12 protein-coding genes and 1 tRNA gene are annotated in these 12,815 nt (G+C 55.2%); 10 read left to right on the top strand and 3 right to left on the bottom strand.

Annotation, left to right across the window (positions count from 1 at the left end; all coding sequences use genetic code 11):
- Positions 1-91: 91 nt before the first annotated feature.
- The 6 genes from leuS (at position 92) to D9A02_RS00420 (ending at position 7,234) form a co-directional block, all read left to right on the top strand.
- On the top strand, positions 92-2,656 hold the full coding sequence (gene leuS / locus D9A02_RS00390) for a leucine--tRNA ligase (RefSeq protein ID WP_120499010.1): 2,565 nt from the start codon (positions 92-94) through the stop codon (positions 2,654-2,656).
- Positions 2,643-3,134 carry an LPS assembly lipoprotein LptE gene (gene lptE, locus D9A02_RS00395; RefSeq protein ID WP_120499011.1) on the top strand — a complete coding sequence of 164 codons (492 nt, stop codon included), beginning with the start codon at positions 2,643-2,645 and terminating at the stop codon, positions 3,132-3,134. Before leuS ends, lptE begins: the two co-directional genes overlap by 14 nt.
- On the top strand, positions 3,131-4,156 hold the full coding sequence (gene holA / locus D9A02_RS00400) for a DNA polymerase III subunit delta (protein ID WP_120499012.1): 1,026 nt from the start codon (positions 3,131-3,133) through the stop codon (positions 4,154-4,156). The genes lptE and holA overlap by 4 nt, the downstream gene beginning before the upstream one ends.
- A 95-nt stretch (positions 4,157-4,251) precedes the next feature.
- Positions 4,252-5,160 carry an FAD-dependent thymidylate synthase gene (thyX, locus tag D9A02_RS00405; RefSeq protein WP_120499013.1) on the top strand — a complete coding sequence of 303 codons (909 nt, stop codon included), beginning with the start codon at positions 4,252-4,254 and terminating at the stop codon, positions 5,158-5,160.
- A 538-nt stretch (positions 5,161-5,698) separates the two neighbouring features.
- Positions 5,699-6,643 carry a hypothetical protein gene (locus D9A02_RS00415; protein WP_162932905.1) on the top strand — a complete coding sequence of 315 codons (945 nt, stop codon included), beginning with the start codon at positions 5,699-5,701 and terminating at the stop codon, positions 6,641-6,643.
- A 12-nt stretch (positions 6,644-6,655) separates the two neighbouring features.
- Positions 6,656-7,234 (top strand): hypothetical protein, encoded by a 579-nt coding sequence (locus D9A02_RS00420; RefSeq protein WP_162932906.1) that lies wholly within the window; start codon positions 6,656-6,658, stop codon positions 7,232-7,234.
- Between the two features lie 151 nt (positions 7,235-7,385).
- Here D9A02_RS00420 and D9A02_RS00425 read toward each other — a convergent pair.
- Together D9A02_RS00425 and truA are read right to left on the bottom strand one after the other, a co-directional pair.
- Positions 7,386-7,462, bottom strand: a tRNA-Arg gene (locus D9A02_RS00425).
- A gap of 35 nt (positions 7,463-7,497) precedes the next feature.
- A complete protein-coding gene (gene truA, locus D9A02_RS00430) occupies positions 7,498-8,277 on the bottom strand; it encodes a tRNA pseudouridine(38-40) synthase TruA (protein WP_120499029.1) in 780 nt (259 codons plus the stop codon).
- Between the two features lie 110 nt (positions 8,278-8,387).
- Here truA and D9A02_RS00435 point away from each other — a divergent pair, with 110 nt between their 5' ends.
- Genes D9A02_RS00435 through D9A02_RS00445 form a run of 3 tightly spaced genes read left to right on the top strand, consistent with a single transcriptional unit; the run spans position 8,388 to position 11,256 of the window.
- A complete protein-coding gene (locus tag D9A02_RS00435; protein WP_120499017.1) occupies positions 8,388-9,803 on the top strand; it encodes a YcjX family protein in 1,416 nt (471 codons plus the stop codon).
- Entirely contained in the window at positions 9,803-10,249 is a 447-nt protein-coding gene (locus D9A02_RS00440; protein WP_120499018.1) for an N-acetyltransferase, read from the top strand. The genes D9A02_RS00435 and D9A02_RS00440 overlap by 1 nt, the downstream gene beginning before the upstream one ends.
- Entirely contained in the window at positions 10,246-11,256 is a 1,011-nt protein-coding gene (locus D9A02_RS00445; RefSeq protein ID WP_120499019.1) for a YcjF family protein, read from the top strand. The genes D9A02_RS00440 and D9A02_RS00445 overlap by 4 nt, the downstream gene beginning before the upstream one ends.
- Here the strand turns inward: D9A02_RS00445 and D9A02_RS00450 are convergent.
- On the bottom strand, positions 11,253-12,020 hold the full coding sequence (locus D9A02_RS00450; RefSeq protein WP_120499020.1) for a FadR/GntR family transcriptional regulator: 768 nt from the start codon (positions 12,018-12,020) through the stop codon (positions 11,253-11,255). The two genes, D9A02_RS00445 and D9A02_RS00450, sit on opposite strands and share 4 nt — an antisense overlap.
- Positions 12,021-12,280: 260 nt before the next feature.
- Here D9A02_RS00450 and D9A02_RS00455 point away from each other — a divergent pair.
- The coding region (locus tag D9A02_RS00455) for an HpcH/HpaI aldolase/citrate lyase family protein (RefSeq protein WP_120499021.1) at positions 12,281-12,815 on the top strand (535 nt) is incomplete at its 3' end.

Raw genomic sequence — 12,815 nt, forward strand, 5'->3', positions numbered from 1 at the left:
AGCCTGCAATTGTCACCAACGGGCTGGACGCTGATCGCCGGGGGGCCTATCAGGCTAAGTAAGAATTTACTTACCAAGGGATGCGCCCGACATGTCGCGCTATTCAGCTGCCGAGATCGAGACCAAGTGGCAAGATGCCTGGAACACTGCCGAAATTTTTCAGGCGGGCCGCTCCAAGGACAAGCCAAAATATTACGTGCTGGAAATGTTCCCGTACCCCTCGGGTCGGATTCACATGGGCCACGTGCGCAACTACACCATGGGCGATGTGGTGGCGCGGTTTAAGCTGTCGACCGGCCACAATGTTTTGCACCCGATGGGCTGGGACGCCTTTGGCATGCCTGCCGAAAACGCAGCGATGGCCTCGGGCGGGCACCCCAAGGACTGGACCTATAGCAACATCGCCGACATGCGCAGTCAGATGAAGCCGCTGGGCCTAAGCATCGACTGGTCCCGCGAATTTGCCACCTGCGATCCAGAATATTATGGCCAACAGCAGGCGTTGTTCCTCGACTTCCTTGAAAAGGGCCTCGTGTACCGCAAAAATGCGGTGGTGAACTGGGATCCGGTCGATATGACCGTTCTGGCCAACGAACAGGTTGAAAATGGCCGCGGTTGGCGCTCGGGCGCTTTGGTGGAACGACGCGAGCTGACGCAGTGGTTCTTCAAGATCTCAGATCATTCCGAGGAATTGCTGTCGGCGCTGGATACGCTTGAAAACTGGCCCGCCAAAGTGCGCCTGATGCAGGAAAACTGGATCGGAAAATCACGTGGGCTTCAGTTCGGGTTTGAACGCACGGATGGCGGTGACCCGATCACTGTCTACACCACCCGCCCTGATACGCTAATGGGCGCCAGCTTTGTTGGCATCTCACCCGATCACCCGATTGCCAAGCAGCTTGAGGGCGAAAACCCGGAGGTCGCGGCTTTTGTTGCTGAATGTCGCAAGGGCGGCACGACTGAGGAAGCCATCGAAACCGGTGAAAAACTGGGCTACGACACAGGCATCAAAGTTAAACACCCGCTGAATCCTGACTGGGAACTGCCGGTCTGGATCGCCAATTTCATTTTGATGGATTACGGCACCGGGGCGGTGTTTGCCTGCCCGGCCCATGACCAGCGCGATCTGGATTTCTGCCGCAAATATGATTTGCCAGTAATTGATACCTTCTTTGCGCTCGACAATGACACGCCAGTTGCCACTGAGGCATTTGTTCCGCAAAAGTCGGAGAAAGTGCGTTGGGTCAATCACTTCGCTGGCCTGACCGAAGCCACTGGGGATGAGGCCATCGATGTCACCGTCGATTTCGCTGAAAAAGCGGGCTGGGGCGAAGGTGTCACCAAGTACCGCCTGCGCGATTGGGGCTTGAGTCGCCAGCGTTATTGGGGAACCCCAATTCCCGTTGTGCATTGCGCAGCCTGCGGCGTGGTGCCCGAGAAAAAAGAAAACCTGCCGATCCAGCTACCTTATGACGAGGGCGGCAAGCCGATCGATTTCTCGATCCCCGGCAACCCGCTGGACCGCCATCCAACATGGCGTGATTGCAGCTGCCCGTCTTGCGGTGCCCCGGCACAACGCGAAACTGACACGATGGACACCTTCGTGGACAGCTCGTGGTATTTCGCCCGTTTCACCGCGCCGCGTGCCGATACGCCCACCGATCTGGCCGAAGCCGGATATTGGATGAATGTCGATCAGTACATCGGCGGCATTGAGCACGCGATTTTGCACTTGCTCTATTCGCGCTTCTTCGCCCGCGCGATGCAGATTACGGGCCACTTGCCTGAAAAATCCATTGAGCCGTTCAATGCGCTCTTTACCCAAGGCATGGTGACCCATGCGATTTACCAAACTGAGAATGCCAAAGGCCGCCCGGTTTATCACTACCCCGAGCAGGTCGAGCTACGCGATGGCAAGGCCTTTGTGTCAAAAACTGGCGAAGAGGCAAAGATCATCCCCTCGGCCAAAATGTCCAAGTCGAAAAACAACGTGGTCGACCCACTGAACATCATCTCGGCCTATGGTGCTGATACGGCTCGCTGGTTTGTACTGTCCGATAGCCCGCCTGAACGTGACGTGGAATGGACGGCCTCTGGTGCTGAAGCCTCGTTCAAACATCTGGGACGGGTTTACCGTATCGCCGCCGAAATCGCAGGCACCGAAGTGCCAGATAATGCTGCTGATCAGGACCTGTTGCGCGAAATGCACAAAGCAATCCATGATGTGACGATCGGCGTAGAAGCCTTTGGCTTCAATGCCGCGATTGCCAAGCTTTATGGCTTCACCAACGCCCTATCCAAATCCAAGGCAGGCACAGCGGCCAAGATGCAAGCGGCCAAAACACTGGCACAGCTGATGTCACCAATGACGCCACACCTGGCCGAGGAAATCTGGCAGCTGCTGGGCGGCGACGGGCTGGTTGCAACTGCACCTTGGCCCAAAGCGGACGAATCCATGTTGGTCGACGACACTGTGACTTTGCCGATCCAGATCAATGGCAAACGCCGGGCAGAAATCAGCGTGCCCAAGGATATGGATAAAGCCGAGGTTGAAAAAATCGCGCTGGCGGAACATGCTGTGCAAAGGGCCCTTGATGGGGCCACCCCGAAAAAGGTGATCGTTGTGCCAGGCCGGATTGTGAATGTTGTTGTCTGATCGTCGTACATTTCTGCTTGGCGGGTTGGGCCTGTTGGCCGGCTGCGGCTTCAGTCCGGTTTACGGCCCCCAAGGTAGCGCCACCAAGCTGCAAAACAACATCTTGCTGGATGAACCAAAATCACGCCCGGCGTATCTGTTTGTACGTGAATTCGAGACACGTATGGGGCGCGGCACAAGTGGGAAATATGGCCTCTCCTATTCCATATCCCTAAGCTATGATGCGGTCGCAATTGATAAAAATGACGTCACAAACCGGCTTAATCTGGTCGGCACCACTACCTACGCATTGCGCGATCTAAGCGATGGTGCAGTGCTGAAAACCGGGCATGTGACCAACTTTACCGGCTTTTCTAATACGGGCACGACGGTGGCATCGCAGGCTGCCAGTCGCGATGCTGAGAAACGCTTGATGATTATTATGTCCGATCAGGTGATCACACAGCTGATCGCCGCAGCGCCCAATCTGCCAGAATGAAACTGTCGCCCCGAGATGCCCCCGGGTATTTCGCCCGCCCAGATCCCAGCCGTACGGGCCTGCTGATCTATGGTGTCGATGCCATGCGCGTGGCATTGAAGCGGCAAGAGGTGATCGCCGCCCTCATCGGCCCGCAGGGCGAGGAGGAAATGCGTCTGACCCGCATTCCCGGCGCAGAGCTGCGCAAGGATCCCGCAATGCTGCAAGACGCGATCAAGGCGCAGGGCTTTTTTCCCGGCGCTCGCGTTGCCTTCGTCGAAGACGCAACCGATGTGATCACGCCGATCATCACCGACGCGCTGACGGACTGGCGGACGGGTGACGCGCAGGTCATTGTCACTGCCGGGTCGCTCAAAGCAGCCTCCAAGCTGCGTAAATTGTTTGAGACCCATAACAACGCCTACGCCGCCGCGATCTATGATGATCCCCCCTCCAAGGCCGAGATCGAGGCCACATTAGCCAAATCCGGGCTTAACAACGTCGGAACCGATGCCATGCGCGATCTGATGACACTGGCGCAGGAACTCGATCCCGGTGATTTCCGCCAGACGGTGGAAAAGCTGTCGCTCTATATGTTGGGCGATGAGAGCTCTGTCACCTCTGACGATATCGCCATCTGCGCGCCTGCGTCATCTGAGGCCGACTTGGATGATGTCCTGAACATCGTGGCCGAGGCGCGTTCAGGCGAAATTGGCCCGATCATGAAACGGCTCAAGGCCCAAGGCGTCCAACCTGTCGGGTTGTGCATCGCCGCTACCCGCCATTTTCGCTCGCTTTACGCTGCCGCATCCGATCCCGGCGGGGCCGGGCAGGGCATTGCCCGCGTGCGCCCTCCGGTCTTTGGTAAACGCCGAGACCGCATGCTGCGACAGGCCCAGAACTGGGGCGCGGACCGTTTGCAACAGGCGCTGACCCTGCTGACCGAAACTGATTTGCAATTGCGCTCTGCCGGGCAAACCGCCCCCGCGATGGCACTGGTCGAACGCGCGCTCATTCGGTTGGCGATGATGGCGCGGCGTTAACGCAGGTTCTGATCTGAAATTTCCCCATATTGCCGTTTCGAAAATCGCATCTACCAGATATAGTGTTTATTGAATCACATATCGGGGGGCTTAGGATGCCATTGAGCGCAGAGCAGCAGGCGGAAATTGATGAATTGCGGTCCATGCCGCAGCAGACCTTGCGGGTGGTGTCGGAGGGGATGGAAAAGCATCTCTATAACGCGCATCCGGTGTTGGATCACGGCTTCGTGCGGGTGGTGGATTACATGGGCGATGACGCCGCGATCTGCCAGGCGGCGCGGGTGTCTTACGGCCGTGGCACCAAGTCGGTGCAAAACGACGAGGGCCTCATTCGGTACCTGATGCGGCACTGGCATTCGACCCCGTTTGAGATGTGCGAGGTTAAGCTGCACGTGAAATTACCGGTGTTTGTGGCGCGGCAATGGATCCGCCACCGGACGGCGAATGTGAACGAATATTCGGCGCGTTATTCCATTCTGGACCGCGAGTTTTACATTCCTGCGGCGGACGATCTGGCGGCGCAATCGGTGGTTAACAATCAGGGCCGGGGCGAAGCGCTGAGCGGCGAAGAGGCCGAACGCGTGCTGCGCTACCTGCGCGATGACGCGATGCGTTGCTATGACCATTACGAGGAGATGATCAGCGATGATGGCCAACAGGGTCTGGCGCGCGAGCTGGCGCGGATGAACCTGCCGGCCAACATCTATACGCAGTGGTATTGGAAGGTCGACCTGCACAATCTGCTGCACTTTTTGCGCCTGCGTGCGGATGCCCATGCGCAATACGAGATCCGGGTCTATGCCGAAGCGATGTGCCAGATTGCCGCCGACTGGGTGCCCGCCGCCTTCCGCGCGTTCGAAGATTACCGCATGGGCGGGGCAACGCTGTCGTCCACCGCCCTCGACTGCGTGCGTCGGATGCTGAAAGGCGAAGCGGTCACGCAGGAAACCTCCGGCATGAGCAAAGGCGAATGGCGCGAGTTTCAGGGCGTGATTGAGGAGTGAGCACCTTAATTCCACTTCAACATTTGGTCAAAATCTGGCGATCCCGGGAGGGCTTTATGGTTTGTTTTATTTCAATGGCTTACGCGGAAAAGTGCCAACTTTTACCCCCTATAAGTATCAATGGCTTACAATCCAAGTGCCAACTATTTTGCATTGAAATCAGCCACTCTATTCTAAGAAACCTTATTCTCGATAACCCCGCATTCGCATGGCCTTAAGCCGTCGAACGTGTTGGGCAATGAAGTCCTCAAATTCATATCAGGCTTTATGGAAAGCTCTCGTATCGTGACTGCAGTACACACGGCCGCTCTCGAACTGGTTGTGATCATCGTATCCCCGCATACTTTCCTGTCAAAATGAAATTCCCATTGGGTTGTGTCCGTGGAAATGAAGTGCTCTAAAAGGCGAGCGAAATTGAAAATTAGGAGCACAAATTTTGGCAGTTCCATCGAAACGCTGTAAAATACACTATCGACGCCTCAGGAGAGACAATTCCAATCTGCCTCAAGGGACTCTATCTCACCTATTGTCGACTGCTTTGAATACTCAAAAAGACGGGACGTTAATCAAAGATAGCGTTGACCTTAGGATTGCACCAGCATCTGATGAGGCTCAAACGCAACGGCTAATAAATGATTATCATATTGAAAATGATTATGTTTTTGGAAACACTTGCGCATTTACACCAGGTCAGATGCAAGCATTGCTGCGCACACAAACCAACAATAATCACGGAACACTTAGTGATATACTTGACGCATATGATATTCGAGAAGCGCGGGCCAGAGATGGGCATGAATACGTAGGCGGGATTTGCTACTGGCTTGCAATTGAAGACCACTTTTACCAAATACAACATGTGAGCTTGCAGGCAAAACAGATGGAAGAGTATTTCACGTGGCTCCTTCGAGAACAAACCAACACGGTAAATATCAACGCATTTGTGGAATTAGCCTGTCAGTTCGATAGCCAGCAAGTGGGAGGTGATTTGGACGATATCTCTAGCATAGAGATAGGAGGGATCGCTCCTGAAACAATTTATCAACCTTCGGAACCTACACCAGACGAAGCGCTGGTCGAAGATATTGAGACAACTGAAACCGTCGGTTCTGAATCAGCCTACTTCGACAAAGCACGCGATGTTTTGGAAGCTTTAGTCGGATCAATTGGCACACAGCGCATCATGGACGAGATACCTGATGAGGCTTCACTAGAGGTTAAAGTTAATATCGGCTACAAAGCCAAGAAACGAAAATTTAACAAAGAGTTCATGGGGAATATTGCTTCGGGGTTGCGAAATCTTCCAGATGGAGAAATGAGAGTGCGTGGACGTAGCGGTGAAATGCGAGGCACTGACATACGCCTGTCAGAAGACATGAGTGTGAAAAAAGTTTCTGATGGGAGTAGTCTACTTGATATGGAACACGCTCTTGAACAAATGCTCGAAGTTCATCGCCGTTTCGTGCATGATGGAAAAATATAGCGGAAGATACAATTGAAACTGCAGTGGTCACATATCTTAGCTCCCTTGGTAATAGGAGCGTTGTCCGGAGTATTTACTACTTCGGCAACTTGGATATCGCTTTCACCGGCGCTCACAAATGTAGTTGCTATCGTTTCTGCAGGAGTGTTGGTGAGATTGGCGCGAGGAGTGCCGTTTTCCGCGATTGACGTCTTGGAAGTAAACGAAGCAAAAAAGTTGGCTCAGGCCTTAAAACGGTCGGTTCGCGCTCTGCGTAGTCTTTTGTTGGTTTGTTTTCTAACTATTCTTTGCCTAGTGTTTGCTGCTCAACTTGGAGACCTTGCTGCATGGTTGAAAGCTAAAGAGTTGCTACCATTTGCGTCAAAATTTGATTTTGTAGCGGCTCTTGTCGTTGCCGCACTCACCTACGTTTTTGTTAGAGCTTATGCAGTTGTCGACGGTGATATTCAAATTGCTGATATTCAAGCCAATATTTTGCTTAAGAAACGTGGTAAAGATCGAGCTGATAGCTTTCAGAAAGATGTTGTCGAATCTACGAAGGGTAAGTTTCGGCAACCGGAAGGCTATGGTCGAACTGTTCCAAGCAAGTGATAGTCGAGTTGATAGCTACTGGATAACCTAGATTTCAGCTCTGTAGAGCGCGTGTATATCTGATAGAAGAATGAAAGTGCCAACTTTATTTTGAAAAAAGTGCCAACTTTTTATCATAAGTTATTGATTTAAAACGATAATAATGAGGGGCTGGCGATCCCGGGAGGACTCGAACCCCCAACCCCCTGATTAGAAGTCAGGTGCTCTATCCAGTTGAGCTACGGGACCGCTCTCCCTCCCTTTAACCGGGGATGGAGGTGAGATCAAAGGGCAATTTTACCAAAAGGATCATCCGGGTATTCAACGCCCGCCAAATAGAGCCCTTGCGGTGGACATACCGGGCCGCAGGCCGAACGTTCACAGGCCTCGAGTGCGGTTTTTACGTCTTCGGGGGCCCATGCACCTGATCCAACGCGTTCAAGCGTGCCAACAAAGCTGCGCACTTGGTTGTGCAGAAAAGAGCGTGCGCGCAGGTGAAAGTGAATCTCTGGCCCGCTGACGCCCGAGGCCTCGGAAATGTCTAGTACATCGAGTGTTTTTACCGGACTGGCGGCCTGACAGATCGAGGACCGGAAGGTGGTGAAATCATGCTTGCCGAGCAGATAAGCCGCGCCTTTGCGCATGGCATCTACATCCAGTGGGTGCGGCACCTGCCAGACCTGTCCACGATCATGCACGGCGGGCGCGCGCCGCATCAAGACGCGGAATAAATAGCGTCGTTCCATCGCGGAAAACCTTGCGTGCCAGTCATCCTCAACCAAAGCGCAGGCTGTGATGGCCACGGGATCGGGTTTGAGGTGGTAATTCAGGGCCTCATTCAGGCGAAACGGATTCCAGTCCTTGATCATATCGCAATGGGCCACCTGCGCGGTGGCATGCACGCCTGCATCAGTGCGGCCTGCGGCGGCGATGGTATGGTCGCGTGGCTCAAGCTTGGCAAGGGCCGCTTCGATCGCGCCTTGCACCGTCGGAAGGTCATTCTGTCGCTGCCACCCGGCAAAGGGCGCGCCATTATATTCGACTTTGAGGGCGTATCTGGGCATGTTTGGGCAATAGCGCGGCTGTGACATGGGAACAATCCCTTAAAGCTCCCCTCTGGCACGCGGGACAATCGATGACTATCTTGGGGATAGTACCGGAGAGGGAGCAGGTTTTGGTGATCTCCACTATTGCAGACGGTTTGACGCGCAGTGTCGAAAGCGTGACTGATTCCGTGTCTGAGGCATTTTTTGAGCCGGTGATCCGTCTGGGTGTCACCGGGTTGGCACGGGCGGGCAAGACGGTGTTTATCACATCGCTTGTGGCCAATCTGATGGACCGGGGGCGGATGCCTGGGCTGCGTGCGGCGGCGGATGGGCGGATTGTGGCGGCGTTTTTGCAGCCCCAACCCAATGATACTGTGCCACGGTTCGATTTTGAGGCGCATCTGGCGGCGCTGACTTCGCCCGAGCCACACTGGCCGGACAGTACGCGCGCGGTGTCGGAACTGCGTTTGTCGCTGAGAGTGCAGCCCAATGGGTTGTTGTCGGGCATGTCGGGGCCACGCACGGTGCATCTGGATATTGTCGATTACCCCGGTGAATGGCTTTTGGATCTGGGATTGTTGGATAAATCCTATGCCGAGTGGTCGGCTTTGGCGTTGGAGCGTTTGAAAATACGGCCGGGTAGCGACCCGTATCTTGCGTTGATCGGACAGGTGGATGCGACTGGTCCATTGGAGGAACCTGCAGCACAAGCGCTGGCGGCGACGTTCACCGCACATTTGCACGCGGCGCGTGATGCGGGGTATTCCGATTGCAGCCCGGGGCGGTTTTTGCTGCCCGGTGATCTGGCGGGATCGCCTGCATTGACCTTTGCACCTTTGCCCAAGCCCGAGAGCCCACCACGCAAGTCATTATGGCGGGAAATGGAGCGCCGGTTCGAGGCGTATAAATCACAGATTGTGAAACCTTTCTTTCGCGATCATTTTGCCCGGATCGACCGGCAGGTCGTATTGGTCGATGCTCTTGGCGCGATCCATCAGGGGCCAAGGGCGGTTGAGGATATGCGCCAGACCATGGCGGATATCCTGACAGCGTTCCGTCCGGGGAGAAATGATTTCCTGAGCCGGTTGTTACGTGGAAAACGGGTTGAGAAGATCTTGTTTGCCGCCACCAAAGCGGATCATCTGCATCACACCCAGCATGACAAATTGGCAGCGATCATGTCGGCCATGACACGTGATGCCCGCGACCGGGCTGATTTCAATGGGGCCGAGACACAGGCCATGGCGTTGGCGTCGCTGCGCGCCACGGTCGAGGAAACAATCGATCACAAAGGCGCGTCGCTGGATTGCGTGCGAGGGCGTTTATTGGATAGCGGCAAACAGGCGGCATTTTATCCCGGCGCCTTGCCCGCTGATCCGGCGCAATTGTTGGCACCCGGTCGCGAAGGAGCCGAGCGTTGGTTGGATGCGGAATATGAAGTGATGAATTTTGCACCTGCCAACCTGTCGTTGCGCCCAGGGGAAGGGCCGCCACATATTCGGTTGGACCGGGCTACGCAGTTTTTGATCGGGGATCGATTGTGATGATCAGACAGGCCCGGTTTTGGCACATCCCCCAGCTGTTGTGTGTCTTGTGGGCGCACACTCGGCAGGGCGCAAGGGGGCACAGTGCCCGCACATGGTGGACCGATGTGCAGCTGATGGTGAGATGTCATCGCCGGGGCTGGATCCGGTTGATCGGTGATCGTCGCGGCACGATGGGGTTTTTAATCCGGGATATGGAACGCCTACATGCGATATATGTTCATCCACTGGCACTGGGGCAGGGTCTGGGGCGGCTGCTGATTGCCGACGCCAAGGCGGCTTCGCCCCGATTAGAGCTGTGGGTGTTGCAAAGTAATGACCAGGCGGTGGGGTTTTACGCGACACAGGGCTTTGCCGAAATGCACCGTACGGATGGCCATGGCAATGATGAAAAACTGCCCGACCTGTGTATGGTCTGGCAGATGAACATGGGAATGAACGGATGACCAAGGGGCCAGTATTAATTGATCTGGACGCGGCACAAGACGTGCCAAGCCCGGCAGATGCGCCGGTGGTGCCTGATCTGGGGCCTGATCTGCGCCCTACGGGGCAGGCGATGCGCACGGCGGCACAGCTGGCGGCGCATCGCCCATCGCGATTGGTGCGCTGGTTTTGGTCACTGCTGTTGATGTTGGTCGGGGCCGGAGTGTCGATTGCCACATGGGATTTTGTGAGCGGCCTTATGGCCCGAAATCCCTTGTTTGGCTACGGGATTGCAGCGTTGGTTGGCGCGTTTCTATTGGTTTTACTGTTAATCGTTTGCCGTGAACTGGCGGCCTTGCTTCGGCTCAGGCGGATGGATCAGATGCAAGCGGCTGCGCGCACTGCATTGTCTGAGGAGGATCTTCCACAGGCGCGGCAGGTTGTGCGCGATCTGGAAGGGCTTTACGCCAATCGGGAAGACACTCGTTGGGGGCGTGAACGCCTGCGAGAGCTGGCGGACGAGCAGTTTGATGCGGTGTCTTTACTGGAATTGGCTGAAAGCGAAGTGCTGACCTCGCTGGACCAACAAGCCGTTCAGGAGATCGAGGCTGCCGCACGGCAGGTCGCGACGATCACGGCGCTTGTGCCTCTGGCATTGGTTGATGTGATGACCGCGCTGGCCGCAAACCTGAGGATGATCCGCCATATTGCCGAAATTTACGGCGGGCGTGGTGGCGTGCTGGGCAACTGGCGGCTGGCACGCGCGGTGATGGCGCATCTGGTGGCCACCGGGGCCGTGGCCGTGGGGGATGATATGCTGGAGCCGCTGATCGGTGGGGGGCTTTTGGGTAAGCTGTCACGCCGCTTTGGCGAAGGGTTGGTCAACGGGGCGCTAACGGCGCGTGTGGGTGTCGCTGCGCTTGAGGTTTGCCGCCCATTGCCCTTTACCCGTGCCAAACGCCCTTCGGCCAGCCGGATTGTTAAACAAGCGTTAACGGGATTGTTTCGGTCAGAAAATAAAAAAGCCTAACGCGTCTGCTCGTGTTCAAAACGCTGGCGGGCGATGGCCTCGTTCTGGTCGGCTTTTTGCTGGTCCCTGAGCGAGTGCTCAACATAATCCATATGCGCCTCGATCGCCGCACGGGCTGCTTCGGGGTTGCGTGCCTGTAGAGCGGTGTTGATGGCGCGGTGTTGATCCAGAAGCGCGGTGCGCGTCAGGCGTTGTTTGAACATGACCTGACGATTGTAGAATACACCTTGTTGAAGCAGCTGGAACATTGAGCGGATCATATGCAGCATGACCACATTATGACTGGCCTCGATGATGGCCATGTGAAACTCGGCATCGAGTTCGGCCTCGTCTTTGGGGTTTGTCTTTTTGTGGGCCACTTCCATTTTGTCATAAATGGCCTGGATCACTTGCAGGTCGGTATCTGAGGCCAACCGCGTGGCGCGTTCGGCTGCCAACCCTTCTAGATCACGTCGAAAGGCAATGTAGTCAAAAACGGCTTCATCGTGTTCTGCAAAGAGCTGAATCAGCGAGTCAGAAAAGGCATTGCCCAAAACATCGGCCACAAAAATGCCCGCGCCAGCCTTGCTGGTCAGCAGGCCCTTGTCTTGCAGATCGGCGATCGCTTCGCGCAGTGAGGGGCGTGAGACACCTAGGCGATCAGCCAAGTCCCGCTCTGCCGGGAGACGCTCTCCGGGGCGGAGGATACCACGCAGGATCAGCTTTTCGATTTGGCGTTTGACAGCGCTGGATAATTTTTCTGGGGTCACTTTTTGAAACGGCATAGGGCACCTTACAGATAACATTCAAACCATAGGTTCTGAGCAAGGCAGCGGCAAGGGACAAGCTGCGCTGGATCCGTATTGTAAATTTGTGCAAAGAAGTGGTTGCGGGCGAAACGTTCTGAAATCCTGTCTTTTTGATTGTGTTCTGCTCGACCTCCTGAAAGGTTTTATCAAGTCGCCACATTTTATGGCGGGTGAAATTTGGCAGGCCAATGTGCCAGTGTTACCAAGCCTTTGATCGTTACAGATTGGAATTCACGATGTCCGCACCAACCAACGCCCTGAAAGCCGCGCTGAAACGCGGGGAAACACAGATCGGTTGCTGGGCCAGTTTTGCTGATCCTTATGCAACAGAAGTGCTGTCGACAGCTGAGTTTGACTGGATTTTGATTGATGCAGAGCATTCACCCAATGATTTGCGTACGATCATGCACCAGCTTCAGATCCTTGAGGGCAAACGTTCAGATGCGGTGGTGCGCCTGCCAATGGGAGAGGATTGGTTGATCAAGCAAGTGTTAGATGCTGGTGCACAATCCTTACTGATCCCTATGGTCGAAACTGCGGAGCAGGCACGTGATCTTGTTAGGGCAACGCGCTATCCACCAGAAGGTATTCGCGGCTCTGGTGCGGCCCTTGCACGGTCGTCGATGTTTGCCTCACGAAAGGACTACATTGAAACGGCAAATGCAGAAATATGTCTGATCATTCAGGTGGAAACCCGCGCTGCACTGGCGGCCTTGGATGACATTTTGGCGGTTGATGGCGTGGACGCTGTTTTTATCGGCCCGTCAGACC

Source organism: Roseovarius sp. EL26 (assembly GCF_900327775.1).
In the GTDB taxonomy this organism is placed as follows: domain Bacteria; phylum Pseudomonadota; class Alphaproteobacteria; order Rhodobacterales; family Rhodobacteraceae; genus Roseovarius.